The sequence below is a fragment of the Nisaea sp. genome (genome assembly GCF_034670185.1).
Lineage (GTDB): Bacteria > Pseudomonadota > Alphaproteobacteria > Thalassobaculales > Thalassobaculaceae > Nisaea.
The window spans coordinates 1999201-2019223 of the sequence record NZ_JAXMNY010000001.1 but is presented as its reverse complement, the minus strand read 5'-3'; the positions used below and the strand labels follow the sequence as shown (position 1 = coordinate 2019223).

Here is a 20023-nt window from a genome sequence, read left to right as displayed (position 1 = left end):
GCGCGGGGTGGAGCAGCCCGGTAGCTCGTCAGGCTCATAACCTGAAGGTCGTAGGTTCAAATCCTACCCCCGCAACCAAACTAAACACTATATCAACGGCTTAGCCATTCCAGGCTGGGCCGTTTTTTGTTTCTTGGAAGCATAGTGGAAGCAGTTGGCAGGGCTGGGGTCATTGAACGGAAATCCCTAATAATTACCTCAACCACTCGAAACCTGCTGGCGTCAACAAAGCTCTTAAACCACTTGAGTGCGGCACGGCCGAGCGTGAACCCAAGCAGAGCCTTGCATATTCCGGAATTGTCTCCACCGGGTATCTTCATAGCCCCCTGAGGCAGCAGAATGGCCGTTGTGCGCGGGCCCGTCTTAGTTAACAGTTTAAACAGCAGGTTCGGCTGGCTTGCCTGTTGCTATGATAGCGGAGACGGTGAGAGTGCAGATTCTGCCCGATTACGATGACTTTGATGCAACCGGGCTCGCCCAGGGGATTGCCGCGGGGGATTTCAGCCCCGAAGAGGCGCTTTCCACCGCACTCGCGCGGGTTGAAGCGCTTAATCCGCAACTGAACGCGGTCACTCAGGTCCAAGCCGACCGGGCGCGGGAGACAATCAAGGCGGGTGTGCCGAAAGGGCCGCTCTCGGGTGTTCCATTTCTGCTTAAGGATCTTGGGGCGGAGGCTATTGGTTTTCCGGGGAACAATGGCTCCAGGCTTCTGAAGAACACGACCTATTCCTACAATTCCAACCTGGTCCAGAGACTGCTCGCGGCCGGTCTGGTGGTGTTCGGCCGCACCACGTCGCCGGAAGGCGGTATCGGCTGTGCGACAGAAGCCGCCGTTTATGGCGGGCCGACGCGTAATCCCTGGAATACCGATCATACGCCGGGCGGATCGTCCGGCGGCTCCGGAGCTGCTGTGTCGGCGGGCATCGTTCCCGCCGCCCATGGCTCGGACGGAGGCGGGTCCATTCGTATTCCTGCCTCAAGCTGCGGCTTGTTCGGTTTCAAGCCGACGCGTGCGCGCCTGCCAGACGGTCCCGCGTCGGGTGAGGGCTGGGGCGGGATGGCTATTGAAGGGTTCCTGACCCGGTCGGTGCGGGACAGTGCGCTGTTGCTCGACATTTGCTCCGGCACGGATCTCGGGGCGCCCTATGTGGCGCCGCCGCTGGACGCAAGCTTCATGGATGCCTTGGAGACGAGCCGCAAGGGTCTTCGGGTGGCGCTGTGTACAACGACACTTGATGGCGAACCGGTCGATCCGGAATGTGCGGCAGCGGCGGAAGCGGCAGCGGCGCTGCTTTCGGATATGGGCCATCACGTCGAAATCGCCCATCCGGAAGCGGATACGGCGGGGATGATGCAGGCCTGGACAGAGATCGTGGCCTGCGGCACGGCGCTCGGGGTGCAACACAAACTGAAGCGGCTCGGTCGTGACCTACTGCCGGACGATCTCGAGCCAGTCTCGCGCAGTGCCTGTGAGTTTGCTGCGACGATATCCGGCGCGGCTTATCTTGATGCGCTGGAAACTGTGCATGAGTACGGGCGGCAGATGGCGGTCTTTTTCGACCGGTTCGATCTGCTGGTCAGCCCGACATTGGCGGAACCTCCTGCCAGGGTCGGGCGGTTTTCTCATGACCGGGAGAGTTATCTCGACTACCGGCTCGGCCCAGACGGCGTGTTTGCATATTCGCCTTACACCGCCTCCTTCAATGCCACGGGCCAGCCGGCAGCGTCTGTTCCACTTGCCTGGTCGCGCGCGGGGTTGCCCATCGGCGTACATCTGGCCGCTCCGTTCGGGGCGGACGAACTCCTGATGGGAATTTGTGCCGAGCTGGAGCGTGCGCAGCCGTGGTTTCACAAACGCCCACCGCTCGCAGGGATGCGTGCCGGTGAGGGGAGCAGGGTGAATGAGTGACATAGCGGTTTCCGCGCAGTCGATTACGAAGGTCTTCGGATCTCTATCCGGCGGACTGCGCGCGCTCGACGATGTGTCAGTGGACATCAAGACCAACGAATTTTTTACGCTGCTCGGCCCGTCCGGATGCGGCAAGACCACGCTGCTGCGGCTGATCGCCGGTTTCGAGACCCCCACTTTTGGCAGCATCGTGCTGGATGGCGTGGACATTACGACAGATCCGCCCTTCAAGCGGCCGGTCAACACGGTGTTCCAGAGCTATGCGCTCTTCCCGCACCTGACCGTGGCTCAGAATGTCGGCTTCGGCCTGGAGATGCTGGGCAGGACGAAGAAAGAGATCACGCACGCGGTTGACGAGGTTCTGGCTCTGGTGCGCATGGAGGAGATGGCACATCGCTATCCCAGCCAGCTTTCCGGCGGCCAGCAGCAGCGTGTTGCACTTGCCCGTGCGCTGGCGCCGAAACCATCCGTGCTGTTGCTCGATGAGCCTTTGTCCGCACTTGACCTGAAGCTGCGCAAGCAGATGCAGATCGAGCTGAAGCGGATGCAGATGGACACGGGCATCACCTTTATCTTCGTCACGCACGATCAGGAAGAAGCGCTGACGATGTCTGACCGGATCGCGGTCATGAGTGCGGGCCGCATTCAGCAGATCGGCGCGCCGCGCGACATCTACAATGCACCGACAAACCGTTTCGTGGCTGACTTCATCGGCGAGTCCAACTTCCTGCCGGCCGAAGTGGTGGAAGCCGGCATGGTGACGTTGGCTAATGGCAATAAGGTGCCTGCCGTAGTGCCGGACGATCTGGTGACGGGCAGCAAAGTCACCGTCTCGATCCGGCCGGAGCAGGTTGAGCTCGATCCGGCGGGTGAGGGCGTTCTGGCGGGGACGATCACCGAGCTGGTTTATTTCGGCACGGACATGCACGCCCATGTCGATCTTGGGGATGGCAGTGTGCTTGTCGCCCGGGTGCAGGCGGAAGCCGACCGGAGCCTCGTCAAAGGGGAGCAGGCCGGTGTTCGTTTCGCGTCCGGGGGCCTGCGCGTTGTCGAGGACGGGTCATGACACTCGAAGCTGGACAGCCGCGTTCTCTGGAAGCGGAAGCGACAAACCGCCGGATCCGGCGCAACTGGCTGCTCTCGCTGCCGGCAATCCTGCTTCTGCTGGTGGGGGCCTCCGGCCCGCTTTTGATCGTGCTGGTCTATTCCTTCCTTAAGCCCGGCGATTTCAGCGGTGTCGTCTGGGAGCCGTCCTTCAATGCCTGGTTTCAGATCCTGTTTTCCCGCGATATTTTCGACGACACGGTCGGGCTGGCCGATGCGCATCTGACGATTTTCTGGCGTTCCGTCCGGCTTTCCCTCGCCACGACACTCATCACGCTCTTGCTCGGGTTGCCGACTGCCTACTTCATCGCCACCCGGTCTGGCAGGCAGCGCACTTTCTGGCTGTTCCTGATCACCATCCCGTTCTGGACCAATCTGCTGATCCGGACCTTCGCCATTCTCGAGATGCTGCGGAATGAGGGCATCGTGAATAACAGCCTCATGAGCCTCGGGCTGATCGCCGAACCGATCCAGATCCTCTACACAGATACGGCCGTCCTGATCGGCATGGCCTATGTCTACCTGCCGCTCATGGTGCTGCCGCTCTATGCCGCGATCGAGCGGCTGGATTTCCGGCTGGTCGAGGCGGGTTACGATCTCTACGCAAACCGCCTGCAGGTGTTCCGCAAAGTCATCCTGCCGATCATCAAGCCCGGCATCGTGGCGGGATCGATCCTGGTTTTCGTGCCTTCGCTCGGCGCCTACGTGACACCGCGCGTGCTCGGCGGCGGCAAGAACATGATGATTGGCAACTTCATCGAACTACAATTCGGGCAGGGCCGGAACTGGCCGCTCGGCTCGTCGCTGTCGATCCTTCTGCTGCTGATCGTGATGGCAGCGCTGCTGTTCTATGTCCGGGCCTCCTCGCGGGAGGAGCCACATGGCTGAGCGCGTGCGAAAGGCGTTCTCGGTAAGACGATTGCCGGGGTTCACCACCGTGACAATGATCTGCTTTGCCGCGCTTTATGCGCCGATCATCGTCATCGTGCTCTATTCCTTCAATGCGGGCGATTCAGTAGCGCTCTGGGAAGGGTTCTCTCTCGACTGGTATGCCGTCGCGGCGCAGAACGAGCAGGTACAGGATGCGACCCTGCGCTCGCTGCTGATCGCGCTCTGGGCGTCGGGCATTGCGACAACTCTGGCGACGATGGCGGCGCTCGGTACGACACGGACCGCCAAATTCCCCGGCAGCACCCTGATTTACGTATTGATCAACCAACCGCTGATGGTGCCGGAGATCGTTACCGCCGTGGCATTGCTGATCTTTTTTGCCTCGATCAAGGTGGCAACCGGCTATTCCGGGCTCGCCTATCTCATCCTCGCCCATGCGGCCTTCTGCGTGCCCTTTGCCTATTTGCCAATCCGGGCGCGGCTGGAGGGGATGGACCGGGTGCTGGAGATTGCGGCGGCGGACCTTTACGCGACACCGTGGCAAACATTCCGCCGGGTGACCCTGCCACTGGTCGCGCCCGGGATCGTCGCCGGTGCCATGCTGGCCTTCGTGATCTCGCTGGATGACGTAATCATCACCGAGTTCGTCAAATCCGCGGGGCAGGACACACTGCCGACTTACATGCTCGGCCAGTTGAGACGGGCGGTAACGCCGGAGGTCAACGCGATCTCGACGGCGCTGCTCGGCCTGACAATCCTCTTGCTTACCGCCTTTTTCATTCTGACCGGAAGGAACGACAAGTCAGCCTGAACAATCCCGAAGCGCACAACAGGAGATCCATTATGCGCACGTCAATGCTTGCTATGTCCGCGACTGCACTGCTGGCACTGTCCACACAGGCTTTTGCCGCAGGTGAACTGAACATCTACAACTGGGGCAACTACACCAACCCCGAATTGATCAAGAAGTTCGAGAAAGCCCACGACGTCAAAGTCACCGTCACTGACTATGATTCGAACACGACGGCCCTGACCAAGATCGAGGCTGGCGGGCACGGTTTCGACATTGTGGTGCCGACCGGAAACTATGTTCCGATCTATGTCGAGAAGGGCCTGCTGCTTGAGAGCCGCCCGGACCAGATGGCGAACTTCAAGAACGTTTCCGAGAACTGGAAGGACGTTCCATGGGATCCGAAGCGTCATTACACGGTGCCGTGGCAGTGGGGCACGACGGGCGTTGCCGTGGATACCTCGGTCTATGGCGGCGACATCAACACGTCGGCGATCTTCCTCGATCCGCCTGCCGAGCTGGTCGGGAAGGTCAATGTCGTTCCGGAGATGAACGACATCATCAACATGACCCTCTTCTATGTCGGCGGTGAGCCCTGCACGACGGACAAGACCGTCCTGAAAAAGGTGCGGGATGTCCTCGTTGCCGCGAAGCCGAAGTGGCTGTCGATGGATTACGGGACTACAGACAAGCTTTCCAGCGGCGAATATCCGGCGACTGTGAACTGGAACGGCTCGACCTTCCGCGCCCGCCTGAACAATCCCAAGGTCGCCTATGGGTATCCGAAAGAGGGTTATCCGCTTTGGATGGATGCTGTCGCCATCCTGAAGGACGCGAAGAACCCCGAGAACGCGAAGTTGTTCCAGAATTTCATCATGGAGCCGGAAAATGCGGCCCTGATCTCTGCCTTTGCCCGCTATGCGAACGGCATCGACGGGTCGGAAGCGTTCATGCCTGAGGAAATGCGCACGGCTCCGGAAATCGTGACGCCTGAGGCTCTCAAGAGCGCCGGCCAGTTCCTGCCGACCTGCTCGGGAGAATCCCGCGATCTCTATACGGCGATCTGGACCGAACTCCAGAAATAGTCCGCCATTTCAACCAGCCGCTGGAAAGGCCCAGGGAGAAATCTCTGGGCCTTGTTTTTTGCCCGGTGATGAGAGCTGGCAGGCCTAGAGCAGCAGCGTCCCCTGCCAAATGCCTTATTGAACCACCTCCGACGTTTCCGCCTTCAGCGTGCTGTCAAAGATCCGGACGGTGTTGGTGTAGTGGCGCATGATGGATCGGGACAGGACCATTTTCCGGGTCAGGGCCGGGCGGTGATCGGCGCGACAATAAGCAGTGGCTCGCCGATTACAGCACTGGACAGATCTGCAGCGAGTTGTCTGGGGAAGTCGTCGGATCGACCAGGGAACCTCAATCTGTTGCACCTTTGACCGCATCAGGTTTCGCCGCTTTGGTTCTGCAAGTCCGGAGTGATCGCTGCCCTGACAGATGGTGAGGATTATTGTGATCCCTTTCGCGTCATAGAGAGGTACGATGACATCGCGTCATGCTCACGCAGCGCATATCGATCTGGCCTCCATAATGGGTAATGTCCGATGACCAGTGGCCTTGCCACCTTCGACACGACAGTCCAGGAAAGCGATGCGTGGCTCAAGGCCATCATGGAACGCCTTCATACTGACGACCGCCAGATGGCCTACCAGATGCTCCGCGCAACATTGCATGCCCAGCGGGATCGGGTCGGACCCGAGAATGCTGTCCATATCGGAGCACAACTCCCGATGCTGTTGCGCGGTTTGCTGTTCGAAGGCTGGCACATTGCCGGAACTCCAACAGGTGAGGACAGGAAGCAGGAATTTCTGGAACGCGTGCGAGCACAATTACCGGTAATTCTGGCCGGAGATGCCGAACGCGGCGTGCAGACTGTCTTCGAGGTGATCTGCGACAAGGTCGACGCGGGCGAAGCGAGAAAGCTGGTCAGGGTTCTGCCGACCGATCTCCGTAGCTTATGGCCAACGCGTGCATCGCAAGACTGAAGAAACCAGATCTGTGGGTTGGACGGCCGGACCTCGCTTCCGCCAATGGGTCGTTCTTGCCTATGGCATCTTCTGGGCTGGTCTCGCTATCTCTCCGGTCAACCGTGCCGACTGGGCCCTGGAGAATTTACTCGTTCTGCTTCTCGTTGTGGGACTATCCATGTCTGGTCGTTGGCGGACGCTATCGCTGCTTTCTTTCCTCTCCATCGTTGCGTTTCTATCGCTCCATGCGGTCGGTGCGCATTACACCTATTCTCTGGTTCCCTACCAGCGCTGGGCCGAGATGCTGGCCGGTGAAGCCGTCACGGACTGGTTTGGAGAGGCGCGCAATCATTATGATCGGGTGGTGCATTTCGCCTACGGTCTCCTTCTTACCGGTCCAATCCGGGAAGTTCTGGGCGTGGGTGTTGGCTTGCGTGCAATCGGGTATTTCTTCGTGCCGGCAATGATGATCCTCGGTTTCTCGGCGGCCTATGAGATCGCTGAATGGTGTGCCGCTGAACTGTTTGGCGCTGAACTTGGCATCGCCTATGTCGGCGCCCAGGGCGATCTCTGGGATGCACAGAAGGACATGGCGTTGGCAGGTGCGGGCGCTCTTCTGGCGACAGCGCTCGGCTTTGCCATGCGCGACAGACGGCCGACCCATGAAAGGCGCAATCCCGGCGACGTGAAGGAAAACTGAGCTAGGTTAATGCAGCGCAGGGTGCCGCGCTGTTTCAGCATGCCATGCTCTAGAGCTTGGCAATTGTAGTGCCGGGGGCATCTAGAAATCACCCGAACTGTCGGTAGAACAGTACACGCGCTTCAAGATAGCAGCGTTCCCTGCCAAATGCCTTGTTGCACCATATCCGCCGTCTCCGCCTTGAGTGTGCTGGCGAAGATCCGCACGGCGTTTGTGTCGGGGCGTACGATGGAGCGGGTCAGGACCATTTTTCGCGTCAGGGCCGGGCGGGCGATCGGCGCGGCGCGAAGGGTGCCGGCCGTGATATCCGCATGAACGGCGGCGAGGGGCAGGACCGTATAGCCGAGACCTCGGGCAACGAGTTCCTTGAGGGTCTGCAGTGCGTCCGCCTCGACCGATACCCGTAGCGCGATGCCTTCCCGGCCGGCTGCATTTTCCAGCAGGTTACGCAGGCCGTGCCGTGATCCGGGCAGGATCATGGAGAGATCTGCCAGACCCGGAAAGGGCACGGGCCTGTCGATTTCCAGGCCAGAAGAGGGGGAGCCAATTAGGTAGAGCGTTTCCTCGATCAGCGGTTCGGTCCGGATATGGCTGGTGGCCCCGGTTTCGTACATCACGGCGAGGTCGGCCTCGCCCCTCTGGATCATATCCAGCAGATAGCCGCTGAAGGCGGGGACGATGCGCAGGGTCACTTCCGGATAGTCCCTGAGGAAACGTTCCGCCATCCGGCCCGCGATAACCTCCCCGATGGTCGGTGGCACACCGAGGCAGACAGCTCCCTTTACCGCATCCTGTTCTGCGGAGACTTCAGCACGGGTATCTTCCACCAGACGCAGGATCGCCGATGCGCGGTCCGTCAAAATGCGGCCAGCGGATGTCAGGGCCATGCCGCGGCCGTGCCGGGTGAACAGCGCGACACCGAGATCCTCTTCCAGCAGGCGGATTTGCCTGCCGAGGGCGGGTTGGGCGATACGCAATCGTTCCGCCGCGTGGCTGAGACTGCCAAGCTCGGCGACATGCAGGAAGGTTCGAAGCTGTCTTAAATCCATAAACTATTAAATCATGGCATAGCTGAATGAGAAATATGCTTCTCGTATTTCGCTTCTGCGAGCGCTACTCCAGTGTTTTCCGCCGTTCATCAAGGTCTGGAGTCGCAATGACCGCAGTGCCCGCCGAAGAGACCCCGTCCTGGCAGGATCAGATCCTGCCGATCCTGAAAAGTTTTGATGTCCGCCATCTGGTCTATGTACCGGATGCGGGACACGCCTCTGCGATCCGCGAGGCGGAGAAGGATAACGGCATTACCTCCCTTGCACTGACTACAGAAGAAGAGGGCATCGGTTATCTCTCCGGTGCCTGGCTCGGCGGTGAGCGCGGCGCCTTGTTGATGCAATCCAGCGGCGTCGGCAACTGCCTCAATACCCTGGCGTTGCAGACCATGACCCGTTTTCCATTGCTGATGCTTGTGACCATGCGCGGCGACTGGGCGGAGTTCAATCCGTGGCAGAACCCGATGGGGCAGGCGACCGAAGCAGCGTTGAAGCTGATGCAGGTTCGCACATGGCGCGCGGATCAGCCGGACGAGGTTGCGCATCTGGTACATGGCGCCGCCACCATGGCCTTCAACGGCGACGAAGCCTGCGCCGTGCTGCTCGGACAAAGCCTGATCGGTGAAAAGAAGTGGGTGAAATGACCATGACCGGATCTCTCGACCGCCGCGCCGTGACGGCGAAACTACTTGAAGACCGGGGCGATCTTCTGGTCGTCACCGGGCTCGGGTCACCCAGCTACGATGCCATGGCCGCCGGTGACCACGATCTCAACTATTACCTCTGGGCCGCCATGGGCAGTGCCGCGACCGTCGGCTTCGGTCTTGCCATGACCCAGCGTAAACGGCCGGTTCTGGTGCTGACCGGTGACGGCGAGATGCTGATGGGGTTGGGGGCGCTTGCCTCCATCGGCCAGAAGCTGCCGCCGAACCTGACCATCGCCGTGCTCGATAACGGGCATTATGGCGAGACCGGCATGCAGACCAGCCACACGGGCCGGGATATCGAGCTCGCCCGGTTTGCCGAGGCGGCGAATTTCCCCTGGACCCGGGTGGTGACGGATATGGACGGCGTGAGCGATCTGCGGACCCGTATGCAAGCACAGACCGGCACGTCCTTCGCCGCGATCAAGATTGCTGCCGAGAACCTTCCGCGGGCCCTGCCGCCGCGGGATGGCGTGCATGTGAAGAACCGCTTCCGGGCTGCCCTAGGCCTCTCGACCATCTGACCTGTTACGTGGGCGATCCGCCTAATGGAGAGAATCAATGTCTGCCAACGACTACAACGATATCCGTGAAGCCGTGCAGGCTCTTTGCGCCGACTTCCCGCCGGAATACCATCGCGGGATCGACGAGAAGCGCGGCTATCCGGAAGAGTTTGTCGATGCCCTGACAAAGGCCGGCTGGATGGCCGCGCTGATCCCCGAAGAGTTCGGCGGCTCCGGCCTCGGCCTGACCGAAGCCTCCGTCATCATGGAGGAGATCAACCGGTCCGGCGGAAATTCCGGCGCCTGCCACGGCCAGATGTACAATATGGGAACCCTGCTGCGGCACGGCTCCGATGCCCAGAAACAGCTCTACCTGCCAAAGATCGCCAGCGGTGAGCTGCGCCTGCAATCCATGGGCGTGACCGAGCCGACCACGGGCACCGATACGACCAAGATCAAGACCAAGGCGGAGCGCAAAGGCGACCGCTACGTGATCAACGGCCAGAAAGTCTGGATCTCCCGCATTCAGCATTCGGACCTGATGATCCTCCTGGCCCGGACCACACCGCTTGAGGATGTGAAGAAGAAATCCGAGGGCATGTCGATCTTCATCGTCGATCTGCGGGACGCCATCGGCAACGGCATGTCCGTGCAGCCGATCCCGAACATGGTGAACCACGAGACCAACGAGCTGTTCTTCGACAACCTGGAAATTCCGGTCGAGAACCTCATCGGCGAAGAGGGCAAGGGCTTCAAATACATCCTCGACGGCCTCAATGCCGAGCGCACGCTGATCGCGGCCGAATGTATCGGTGACGGCTACTGGTTCATCGACAAGGTGACGGAATATGTGAAGGAGCGGGTCGTTTTCGGCCGCCCCATCGGCCAGAACCAGGGCGTGCAGTTTCCGATCGCCGAGGCCCATATCGAGATCGAGGCCGCCAACCTGATGCGCTATGAGGCCTGCCGCCTGTTCGACGCGCATGAGCCCTGCGGTGCCCAGGCCAACATGGCGAAGTACCTTGCGGCAAAAGCCTCCTGGGAAGCGGCCAATGCCTGTATCCAGTTCCATGGCGGCTTTGGCTTTGCCTGCGAATATGACGTCGAGCGCAAGTTCCGCGAAACCCGGCTGTATCAAGTGGCTCCAATCTCGACCAACCTGATCCTGAGCTATGTCGCCGAGCATGTGCTTGGCATGCCCCGGTCGTTCTGAGGATCATCACATGAGACTTCCTCTTGAAGGACTGACTGTTCTTGCGCTTGAACAGGCCGTGGCCGCGCCGTTCTGTACATCCCGCCTCGCCGATGCCGGCGCACGGGTTATCAAGATCGAGCGGCCGGAGGGTGATTTCGCCCGGGGTTATGATGACGTGGCGCAAGGGCAGAGCAGCTATTTCGTCTGGCTCAACCGCGGCAAGGAATCCGTGGTGCTGAACCTTGCCTCGGACGAGGGCAAGGCTGAATTTCGAGAACTGGTCTCACAGGCGGACATACTGGTCCAGAACCTGAAGCCGGGGGCGCTGTCCCGGCTCGGTTTTCCCATTGAGGAGCTGCGCCGCACCTATCCGCGCCTGATCATGCTCTCGATCAGCGGATACGGAGACGAGGGGCCGCTTGCCGTGCGCAAGGCCTACGACCTGTTGATCCAGGCTGAATCCGGGCTCTGCTCCATCACTGGCGGGGCGGAGGAGCCGGCGCGGGTCGGTGTCTCAATCGTCGATATCGCGACCGGCCAGACCGCCCATGCGGCCGTGCTCGAAGCCGTGATCGCCCGCTCGATCAGCGGTGAGGGCGCGGATATCCGAATCTCGATGTTCGATGTGATGGCCGACTGGATGACCGTGCCGCTGCTCAATCATGAAGGCGGCAAGACGCCGAAACGAATGGGGCTTCGGCACCCCTCGATTGCGCCGTACGGTGTGTTCCAGACACGGGACGGCATCTCCCTCCTGATCTCTATCCAGAGCGATCGGGAGTGGGCCAGTCTCTGCCGTCACGTCCTCGGCGACGACAGCGCGATCGCCGATGACCGCTTCGCCACGAATGTTGTCCGGGTACAAAATCGACCGGAAACGGATGGGCTTGTCGCGCAGGCCTTCGGCGCAAGAGACGCGGCGGTATTGGAAGAGATGCTGGATGGCGCAGCCATTGCCTTTGCCAGGGTGAACGACACGGGCGCGCTGTCCTCTCATCCGCATCTGCGCCGGATCACCGTTGATACGCCGGAAGGGCCGGTCTCCTATCCGGCCCCGGCCGCGATCTTTATTGGCGCACCGCCGCGCAGCTACGGCCCGGTTCCGGGGATTGGTGAGCGGCCGGTTTCTGAGGCTAAATGACGCGCTTTCTGTAAAGCGATTCACGATTCTCCGTATCCGGCACGCGCCGCTGGCATCCCATGAAGCGGGATGAAGGCCCGTCAATTAGAATAATCCCAGAAAACTGAATCATCCCTCTTGCGCTTGGCTGGAATTGAGTCATTTTAGAATGATTATAATTCGCGCTCACGGGCTCCCCCCTGTGAGCAATGCCTTGGACCAGATGGGAGGGTCTACGATGAATGAGATGAACAAGTGCCCGGTGATGCATGGTGGTAACACCGAGGCGAAGATGTCTCCGACCGAGTGGTGGCCGAAGGCGCTGAACCTGGACATCCTCCATCAGCACGACACCAAGTCCAACCCGCTCGGCAAGGACTTCAATTATCGCGAAGAGCTGAAGAAGCTCGATATCGCGGCGCTGAAAAAAGACATGCACGCGCTGATGACGGAGAGCCAGGACTGGTGGCCGGCCGACTGGGGTCACTATGGCGGCCTTATGATCCGTCTCGCGTGGCACTCTGCCGGCTCCTACCGTCTGGCCGACGGCCGCGGCGGCGCCGGTACCGGCAACATCCGTTTCGCACCGCTGAACTCCTGGCCGGACAATGCGAGCCTGGACAAGGCGCGCCGCCTGTTGTGGCCGATCAAGAAGAAGTACGGCAACAAGGTCAGCTGGGGCGATCTCTATATTCTCGCCGGGACCATTGCCTACGAATCCATGGGCTTGAAGACCTTCGGCTTCGGTTTCGGTCGAGAGGATATCTGGCATCCAGAAAAGGACGTGTACTGGGGCGCCGAGAAGGAATGGCTGGCCCCGAGCGACACCCGCTACGGCAGCGTCGAAAATCCGGCGACCATGGAAAACCCGCTGGCGGCCGTGCAGATGGGCCTGATCTACGTGAACCCGGAAGGCGTCAACGGCAAGCCTGATCCGCTGAAGACTGCCGGCCAGGTCCGTGAGACCTTCGCCCGCATGGCGATGAACGACGAGGAAACCGTCGCGCTCACCGTTGGCGGCCACACCGTCGGCAAGGCGCACGGCGCCGGTGATGCCGGTGCCCTCGGCGCGGAACCGGAAGCAGCCGATCTTGAGGAGCAGGGCTTCGGCTGGACCAACCCTGCCGGTACCGCGAAGGCCAACATGGCCATCACCAGCGGTATCGAGGGTGCCTGGACCGCCAACCCGACCAAGTGGGACAACGGTTATCTGCACCTGTTGCTGAACTACGAGTGGAAGCTGACGAAGAGCCCGGCCGGCGCCAACCAGTGGGAGCCGATCGACATCAAGGAAGAGGACATGCCGGTCGACGCGTCCGATCCGTCGGTGCGCAAGATGCCGATGATGACCGACGCCGACATGGCGATGAAGATGGACCCGGAATATCGGAAGATTTCCGAGAAGTTCTTCAATGACTTCGACTACTTCTCCGACTGCTTCGCCCGCGCCTGGTTCAAGCTGACCCATCGCGACATGGGCCCGAAAGCCCGTTACTTCGGCCCGGACGTGCCGTCTGAAGAGCTGATCTGGATGGATCCGGTTCCGGAAGGATCGAAGAGCTACGACGTGGATGCGGTCAAGGCGAAGATTGCCGCCAGCGGCCTCTCCATGGGCGAGATGGTCTCCACCGCATGGGACAGTGCCCGGACCTATCGCGGTTCCGACATGCGGGGCGGCACCGACGGTGCCCGCATCCGCCTGGCACCGCAGAAAGATTGGGAAGGCAACGAGCCGAAGCGTCTCGAGAAAGTTCTCTCCGTGCTCGAGCCGATCGCGAAGGAAGCGGGCGCTAGCCTCGCCGACGTGATCGTGCTTGCCGGTAATATTGGTGTCGAGCAGGCGATCAAGGCCGCCGGCTTCAAGGTGGCGGTGCCGTTCACCCCGGGCCGCGGCGACGCGACCCAGGAGCAGACCGATGCTGACTCCTTCGACTCCATGGAGCCGCTCGCTGACGGTTTCCGCAACTGGCAGAAGCAGGAATATGTGGTGAGCCCGGAAGAGATCATGCTCGACCGCGCACAGCTCATGGGCCTGACCGCGCCGGAGATGACCTGCCTCGTCGGCGGCATGCGGATGTTGGGTGCTAACCACGGCGGCACCAAGCATGGCGTGTTCACCGACAAGGAAGGCGCTCTCGCCACCGACTTCTTCGTCAACCTGTGCGACATGGCCAACAAGTGGGTCCCGACAGGCAAAAGCTCCTACGAGATCCAGGATCGGAAGACCGGTGCGGTGAAGTGGACGGCGACCCGGATGGATCTCGTCTTCGGCTCCAACTCGATCCTCCGCGCCTATGCAGAGGTCTATGCCCAGGACGACAACAAGGAGAAGTTCGTGACGGACTTCGTCGCCGCCTGGACCAAGGTCATGAATGCAGGCCGGTTCGATATCGCCTGATCCTGCGTTCCTCTAAGAACTGATACGGGCCCCGCAGCAGATCATGCTGCGGGGCTCTTTCATTTCATGATCCGGCCCGGCAAGGGTGTCTCCGCTAGCTATGTTCTGCTTTCTGTCACGGGTTGTGCTGGATTAATTTTCTCGAATATGGAGTGAAATCACTCCAGCTCATTAAGAATTTATTGCGCCGCAAAATCTCAGCAGGCACGCTTCGCGACGTTTTGCACCAGGGGGGTGCTCTGTCTTGCGCGAAGTGGAGAATGAATAATGAAGTTTCGAATTAGGGCGTTTGTTGCCGCCTTTATCGCCATCGTAGGGATTGCGGGCATTATCGCTCCGTCCTACGCCCAAGACATGAAGTTCTGGCGGATCGGTACCGGTGGCGCCGGCGGCACCTACTATCCGATCGGTGGCCTGATCGCGAACGCGATTTCCAACCCGCCAGGCTCGCGCGCCTGCGACAAGGGCGGAAGCTGCGGCGTCCCGGGCCTGGTCGCCATTGCGGTTTCTACCAATGCGTCCGTTGCCAATGTGAACGCCATCGATGCAGGCCAGCTTGATGCCGGTCTTGCCGGCGCTCAGAGCGTGACCCAGGGCTTTAACGGCGAAGGCAAGTTTGTCGGGGCCAAAAAAAGCAATATCCGGATGATCGCCAATCTCTATCCGGAAGACATGCACCTCGTGCTGCCGAAAGGCACAAAGCTGGGCAGCCTTAAGGATCTGGCCGGAAAGAAGGTCGGTGTCGCGGCCGCCGGTTCGGGAACCCAGGTTTCCGTGCGGATGATCCTCAAGCACTACGATATCAAGGCTGACGAGCTTGAACTGAACCTGGGCCAGAGCACCCAGCGTCTGGCCGACGGTCAGATCGATGCCTTCTTCTATGCAGGCGGCACCCCGTTTGCGGCGCTGATCCAGCTTGGCTCGACCAAAGGCTTCGAGCTCTACACCTTCTCAGAGGAAGAGCGCAAAGAGATCAACTCGATCATCCCTTATTATGTCGAGTCCCTGATCCCGGCCGGTACCTACCAGAACATCACCTACGATGTGCCGACCGTTGCCGTCAGCGGCCAGCTGATCACCGGCGTTAATCAGCCTGAAGAGCTGGTGTACGAGATCACCAAGGCTCTGTGGAACAAGAACACCCGCAAGCTGCTCGACAAGGGCCATGCCAAGGGCAAACAGATCGTGCTTGAAACCGCCCTCAAGGGCGTCCTGATCCCGGTCCATCCGGGCGCAGAGAAGTTCTACAAGGAAGTCGGCCTTATCAAATAAGGACCGTTAGCGGAGACAGGCGCGGATTGCCCTGTCTCCGTTTTTCTTTTTTCCATTTATCAGAACCACTGAAAGTCCGGGCAGAGCATGGCCGAATTCGACGTCAAAACCGCCGAAGAGCTTGAACGTAAATATGATTCCGGTCTGCAGACACGGACGCAAACGCCACTCATGGAGTGGTTCATTTACCTTTTTTCGATTTTCTTCGCGGGATATCACTACGTCACGGCGGGCTTTGGCACGCCAATCGACTACTGGCACATGGGTTTCCACATGTCCGGGGTCATCCTGCTGGTTTTCATTTGCTACCCGATCATTAAATCCGACCGCCTGATGACAATTCAGGCGCCTGCCTGGTGGCGGCCGGGCACGGTGCCGCTCTGGGACTGGCTTTTCATCGCCGTCGGCATCGCCTGCTCGCTCTATATCGGGGTGACCTGGTATGGCGTCGATGTCGAGTTCTTCGGCATCCAGCTGCATCTTGTTGAACAGGTCATGCGCCAGGGCGATCCGGCGGATATCGACATTGTCTTCGGCACGGCGCTGATCGTCGTCCTGCTTGAGGCCGTGCGCCGGACTTTGGGCATGGTCGTTCCGATCATCATCGGTATCTTTACCTGCTATGCCATCTTCGGTCCCTACATGCCGTTGCAGATCCTGATGCATCCCGGCATTTCCTGGGCCCAGTACATCAACAACATGTATTTCCCGGCCGAAGGCATCTTCGGCGTGACCCTTTGGATCGTCTCGACCGTCGTCTTCCATTTCGTGCTGTTCGGCGTGCTCGCCCAGCGCATGGGCCTCGGTCAGTTCTTCGTCGATATCGCTGCTGTGATGGCGGGGCGCTACACGGGCGGTCTCGCCAAGGTGAGCGTCGTGTCCTCGGCTTTCTTCGGCACCATTTCCGGCTCCTCAATCGCGAACACGGTCTCGACAGGTTCGCTGACCATTCCGAACATGAAGCGGATGGGCTATCCGGGGCATCTGGCGGGCGGTGTCGAGGCGGCGTCCAGTGCCGGCGGCCAGATAACGCCGCCGATCATGGGGGCCGCGGCCTTCGTCATGGCCGAGTTTCTCGAGGTTCCGTACACGACGATCGTCGTCGCGGCGATCGTGCCGGCGCTGATGCATTACATCGGCGTGCTCTCGATCGTACATTTCCAGGCCAAGCGGCTCGGCCTCAAGGGCATGCCGGCCGAAGAAATTCCGAACCTCTTCAGAGTCCTGCGCCGCGGTTGGCCGACTGTTCTGCCGCTCGCGGTTCTGATCTATGTGCTGTTCAGCGGGTATTCGCCGAACATGGCCGCCTTCTGGGGAATTACCACGGCCCTTACCGTCGGCCTGCTCAACCCGATGCACCGCATCGGTTTCCGGGACATTTTCGACGCGGCGGTGCTGGGCGTGAAATACGCGCTCGCCGTCGGTGCGGTCTGTGCCGCCATCGGCATTATTGTCGGTGTGGTGAATTCAACCGGACTCGGGTTCCGGCTCGGTTTCATGGTCGCGAACAGTGCCCGTGAAATTGCCGAGGGCGTTCTGCCCTTGATCGACTGGTTCCCGCTGGCCTCGTTCACCACGGACGGCGTAACGCTGCTGATTTCGCTCATTCTGATCGCCATCACCTGCATCCTGATGGGGGCGGGCCTGCCAACCACAGCGCTCTACATCATGCTTGCCACAGTTGCTCAACCGGCACTTGGCAATCTCGGTGTGCCCCCACTCGCAGCGCATCTGTTCGTGCTCTATTACGGCGTGATTTCCGAGATTACCCCGCCGGTCTGCGCCTCGGCCTATGCGGCGGCCGGGATCGCGGGCGCCAACCCGTTCAAGACCGGTGTCTCGGCCTTCACCCTGGGTATCGCCAAGTTGCTGGTTCCGATGGTGTTCGTCTATTCGCCGGCAATGCTGATCGTGATCGACTCGTACTTCACCTGGGAGGCTTTCCTGGTGACGTCGATCACCTGCGGGGTCGGTGTCTTCATGTTGGCAACGTCCGTCGCGGCTTACTTCCTGGCCCCGATGCCGGGGATCGCCCGCGCGGCCATGGCCCTGGCGGGAATTCTGTTGGTGGCCCCGGGAGTGAGCAGCGATCTTTACGCGGCCGCCTTTGCGGCGCCGGTTCTGTTGCAGCAGATATTCGCGATGCGGCGGAACAAGGCCGCTGCACTTCTGGAAGCGGAAACCTGAGCGAGTTCCTCTGCGATACCGAAAGAAGAAGGCCCCGACGCACACCGCGCCGGGGCCTTCTTCATATCCGGGCAAGCGTAGACCGTAGATAGCCCTGCCGCGATGCGGGTAAGCTCATGGTCAATCATTCGGGGAGGATGCGATGACCGTGCAAATGCGGGTGGGGTTCATAGGGGCCGGGCTGATGGGCCATGGCATGGCCAAAAATCTGGTCGAGAAGGGCTTCCCCCTGACGGTCATGGGTAACAGGAATCGCGAGCCAATCGAGCATCTGGTCTCTCTTGGGGCCCGGGAAATTTCCACGGCGCGCGGGGTCGCCGAAGCCTCGGACCTGGTCTTTCTCTGTCTGCCGAATTCCGAAATTGTGGGGCGCGTTGTCCTTGGCGCTGACGGAATCCTGGCCGGGGCTCATGAGGGCCTGATCGTCGCCGATTCCACGACTGCCGATCCGGGCGAGACGAAGCGGATCGGATCGGCGCTCCGGGAGAAGGGCGTTGCCATGCTGGACACGCCGCTGACGATGACTCCCAAGGAAGCGGAGAGCGGCACCCTGAACGTGCTGGTCGGCGGTCCGGAGAAAGATCTTGAGACGGCGCGTCCGGCCATCGAGAGCTTTGCAAAGAACATCTTCCATGTCGGCCCGCTTGGGGCGGCGCACAGCCTGAAACTGATCAACAATTTCATGTCCATGAGCATGGTCGCACTCTTCGCGGAAGCCGTCACCACGGCGCGGAAGGCCGATGTCAGCATCGCAGGATTGCACGAGGTGATCTCTGCTGGCGCACTCAATAACGGGCTTTTCCAGAAGGTCATGGACTGGCCGTTGAAGCAGGATGCGAGCGGGCTTCAGTTCGCAATCGAGAACGCTCTGAAAGATGTCTCCTATTACAACCGGGTCGCGGCGGATGCAGGCTCGACGGCACTGATCGGCGCGACCGTTCAGCAGATCTACGCGCTGGCCAATGCCCAGGGCGAGGGCAAGACCCATGTGCCCAAGCTGATGGATGTCATGGGCAGGCTGAACGGCCTTTAAAGGAGCGCGGATATCTGACCTTTCGAAGCTTTCGGAGTGTGCCGAAACGTCGCATGGAAACCGCCACCGTCGGTCACGACTGAATTGCCATGAGTTGACGGGGCGCGCGCCGCCTATCGGCGGTCCGGTCTGCCCTGGCGCTATTTTCCGCCCTTTCTCACCGGATTTAGGATCGATGTCTGTTCCCGCATGGATGCTGCCGTCGATCACGATCAGGCGGTCGGCGATATTCAAGGGGAGGTCTCTAATTCTTGCTCGTCAGAGCTGCCTTATTTTTGCCTTTAATCCTTGGTTAGTCAGCTCATTTTCATCGAGAGTCTCACGAAAAATCTGGAATTAAAGGGGTATCTCTGGTGCCGCAAATCGTTCGCAAACTGGGCTGGACCGTCCTGCTCTGGTGCATAGGTGTGACCGTTCTTGCTGTGGCGGGGCGCCTGCTGCATTGGTTTCTTGTGTCCTGAAATACGAATTAAATACTTGCTTTCAGTCTGGACTTATTTCGAAAAGTCGCCATAAGGTACGCAGGTTCTTGGCTAATAATCTGATTCTAAGATGCTTAGGGGGATGGCGTTGCAGTCCAACGAAGATCTTTTACCGCTGCATAGCTGGCGGGAAACTGATTTCGTGGATGATATCCCGGAGACGGCCATGGTCGCGCTTCGTCTCTATTATGAGCTTGCTCGAACAGATGATCGTGAAGCCGTTCTGACGGCAATCGCTTCTCAACCGTCGCTCTCCGGTCCCTGTCATGTGCTCTTTCAGCTCGTGGACAGTCGGATTGAGGTGATCGAAAGTGGGCACTATGTCAGCGCCGAGGTTGCCGAGACGATTACGAGAATTATTGAAAACGAGATCAGGAACTCGGAAGACGGCGCACGCAGATACACGGTCAGTGCTGGCTCCCTGTGCGATGTAACGATCCTGCCACTTTTCCAGAATGCGGGAGTTTGTCTGGTGGTGGTGGTGTGATCTTGGACGGCATGCGCCTTGATGTCATCAAAGGAGAAGATCCGGCAGCGATTGTCACGTACGACAAGCTGGATTTTCGCCTTGGAGCTGACAATCAACTCGCGGAAATTTTTACTCTGACTTCGCGCGCTGGAAATCGCAAAGCACCCAGCATTTCCGGGATCTCATTCAATGAAAT

The 20023-nt window shown here is 60.1% G+C and carries 17 protein-coding genes and 1 tRNA gene; 17 read left to right on the top strand and 1 reads right to left on the bottom strand.

Annotated elements, in window-relative coordinates:
- Position 1 precedes the first annotated feature (1 nt).
- From VOI22_RS09550 to VOI22_RS09515, 8 genes are all read left to right on the top strand, one after another.
- Positions 2 to 78: transfer RNA gene (locus VOI22_RS09550), tRNA-Met, on the top strand.
- A gap of 352 nt (positions 79 to 430) precedes the next feature.
- On the top strand, positions 431 to 1909 hold the full coding sequence (locus VOI22_RS09545; RefSeq protein WP_323796269.1) for an amidase: 1479 nt from the start codon (positions 431 to 433) through the stop codon (positions 1907 to 1909).
- Positions 1902 to 2975 (top strand): ABC transporter ATP-binding protein, encoded by a 1074-nt coding sequence (locus VOI22_RS09540; protein WP_323796268.1) that lies wholly within the window; start codon positions 1902 to 1904, stop codon positions 2973 to 2975. Before VOI22_RS09545 ends, VOI22_RS09540 begins: the two co-directional genes overlap by 8 nt.
- On the top strand, positions 2972 to 3901 hold the full coding sequence (locus tag VOI22_RS09535; RefSeq protein WP_323796267.1) for an ABC transporter permease: 930 nt from the start codon (positions 2972 to 2974) through the stop codon (positions 3899 to 3901). The genes VOI22_RS09540 and VOI22_RS09535 overlap by 4 nt, the downstream gene beginning before the upstream one ends.
- Positions 3894 to 4715, top strand: a complete 822-nt coding sequence (locus VOI22_RS09530) for an ABC transporter permease (RefSeq protein ID WP_323796266.1) — start codon at positions 3894 to 3896, stop codon at positions 4713 to 4715. The genes VOI22_RS09535 and VOI22_RS09530 overlap by 8 nt, the downstream gene beginning before the upstream one ends.
- 32 nt (positions 4716 to 4747) lie before the next feature.
- The gene (locus VOI22_RS09525; protein WP_323796265.1) at positions 4748 to 5779 is read left to right on the top strand and encodes an extracellular solute-binding protein; all 1032 of its coding nucleotides are present in this window, start codon (positions 4748 to 4750) and stop codon (positions 5777 to 5779) included.
- A gap of 513 nt (positions 5780 to 6292) precedes the next feature.
- Positions 6293 to 6733 carry a DUF2267 domain-containing protein gene (locus tag VOI22_RS09520; protein WP_323796264.1) on the top strand — a complete coding sequence of 147 codons (441 nt, stop codon included), beginning with the start codon at positions 6293 to 6295 and terminating at the stop codon, positions 6731 to 6733.
- Entirely contained in the window at positions 6717 to 7415 is a 699-nt protein-coding gene (locus VOI22_RS09515) for a DUF2238 domain-containing protein (protein ID WP_323796263.1), read from the top strand. The genes VOI22_RS09520 and VOI22_RS09515 overlap by 17 nt, the downstream gene beginning before the upstream one ends.
- A gap of 122 nt (positions 7416 to 7537) precedes the next feature.
- Here the strand turns inward: VOI22_RS09515 and VOI22_RS09510 are convergent, their stop codons facing one another.
- A complete protein-coding gene (locus VOI22_RS09510) occupies positions 7538 to 8464 on the bottom strand; it encodes a LysR family transcriptional regulator (RefSeq protein WP_323796262.1) in 927 nt (308 codons plus the stop codon).
- A 107-nt stretch (positions 8465 to 8571) separates the two neighbouring features.
- Here VOI22_RS09510 and VOI22_RS09505 point away from each other — a divergent pair, with 107 nt between their 5' ends.
- From VOI22_RS09505 to VOI22_RS09465, 9 genes are all read left to right on the top strand, one after another.
- Positions 8572 to 9108, top strand: a complete 537-nt coding sequence (locus VOI22_RS09505; protein WP_323796261.1) for a phosphonopyruvate decarboxylase — start codon at positions 8572 to 8574, stop codon at positions 9106 to 9108.
- Positions 9109 to 9110: 2 nt separating this feature from the next.
- Entirely contained in the window at positions 9111 to 9692 is a 582-nt protein-coding gene (locus VOI22_RS09500) for a thiamine pyrophosphate-dependent enzyme (RefSeq protein ID WP_323796260.1), read from the top strand.
- 37 nt (positions 9693 to 9729) lie between these two features.
- Positions 9730 to 10884: an acyl-CoA dehydrogenase family protein gene (locus VOI22_RS09495; protein ID WP_323796259.1), complete on the top strand. Its 1155-nt coding sequence runs from the start codon at positions 9730 to 9732 to the stop codon at positions 10882 to 10884.
- Between the two features lie 10 nt (positions 10885 to 10894).
- Entirely contained in the window at positions 10895 to 12007 is a 1113-nt protein-coding gene (locus VOI22_RS09490; protein WP_323796258.1) for a CaiB/BaiF CoA-transferase family protein, read from the top strand.
- A gap of 217 nt (positions 12008 to 12224) precedes the next feature.
- Complete coding sequence (gene katG, locus VOI22_RS09485) at positions 12225 to 14384, top strand: catalase/peroxidase HPI (RefSeq protein WP_416366137.1); 2160 nt, start codon at positions 12225 to 12227, stop codon at positions 14382 to 14384.
- A gap of 267 nt (positions 14385 to 14651) precedes the next feature.
- A complete protein-coding gene (locus VOI22_RS09480; protein WP_323796257.1) occupies positions 14652 to 15656 on the top strand; it encodes a TAXI family TRAP transporter solute-binding subunit in 1005 nt (334 codons plus the stop codon).
- A gap of 87 nt (positions 15657 to 15743) precedes the next feature.
- Positions 15744 to 17843, top strand: a complete 2100-nt coding sequence (locus tag VOI22_RS09475; protein ID WP_323796256.1) for a TRAP transporter permease — start codon at positions 15744 to 15746, stop codon at positions 17841 to 17843.
- Between the two features lie 142 nt (positions 17844 to 17985).
- On the top strand, positions 17986 to 18876 hold the full coding sequence (locus VOI22_RS09470) for an NAD(P)-dependent oxidoreductase (RefSeq protein WP_323796255.1): 891 nt from the start codon (positions 17986 to 17988) through the stop codon (positions 18874 to 18876).
- 624 nt (positions 18877 to 19500) lie between these two features.
- Entirely contained in the window at positions 19501 to 19845 is a 345-nt protein-coding gene (locus VOI22_RS09465; RefSeq protein ID WP_323796254.1) for a hypothetical protein, read from the top strand.
- Positions 19846 to 20023 lie beyond the last annotated feature (178 nt).

Coding starts and splice junctions, on each gene's coding strand:
- VOI22_RS09500 (WP_323796260.1), top strand. CDS start 9,111: ATGACCGGATCTCTCGACCGCCGCGCCGTGACGGCGAAACTACTTGAA.
- VOI22_RS09525 (WP_323796265.1), top strand. CDS start 4,748: ATGCGCACGTCAATGCTTGCTATGTCCGCGACTGCACTGCTGGCACTG.
- VOI22_RS09495 (WP_323796259.1), top strand. CDS start 9,730: ATGTCTGCCAACGACTACAACGATATCCGTGAAGCCGTGCAGGCTCTT.
- VOI22_RS09535 (WP_323796267.1), top strand. CDS start 2,972: ATGACACTCGAAGCTGGACAGCCGCGTTCTCTGGAAGCGGAAGCGACA.
- VOI22_RS09510 (WP_323796262.1), bottom strand. CDS start 8,464: ATGGATTTAAGACAGCTTCGAACCTTCCTGCATGTCGCCGAGCTTGGC.
- katG (WP_416366137.1), top strand. CDS start 12,225: ATGAATGAGATGAACAAGTGCCCGGTGATGCATGGTGGTAACACCGAG.
- VOI22_RS09480 (WP_323796257.1), top strand. CDS start 14,652: ATGAAGTTTCGAATTAGGGCGTTTGTTGCCGCCTTTATCGCCATCGTA.
- VOI22_RS09475 (WP_323796256.1), top strand. CDS start 15,744: ATGGCCGAATTCGACGTCAAAACCGCCGAAGAGCTTGAACGTAAATAT.
- VOI22_RS09470 (WP_323796255.1), top strand. CDS start 17,986: ATGACCGTGCAAATGCGGGTGGGGTTCATAGGGGCCGGGCTGATGGGC.
- VOI22_RS09540 (WP_323796268.1), top strand. CDS start 1,902: ATGAGTGACATAGCGGTTTCCGCGCAGTCGATTACGAAGGTCTTCGGA.
- VOI22_RS09520 (WP_323796264.1), top strand. CDS start 6,293: ATGACCAGTGGCCTTGCCACCTTCGACACGACAGTCCAGGAAAGCGAT.
- VOI22_RS09505 (WP_323796261.1), top strand. CDS start 8,572: ATGACCGCAGTGCCCGCCGAAGAGACCCCGTCCTGGCAGGATCAGATC.
- VOI22_RS09490 (WP_323796258.1), top strand. CDS start 10,895: ATGAGACTTCCTCTTGAAGGACTGACTGTTCTTGCGCTTGAACAGGCC.
- VOI22_RS09530 (WP_323796266.1), top strand. CDS start 3,894: ATGGCTGAGCGCGTGCGAAAGGCGTTCTCGGTAAGACGATTGCCGGGG.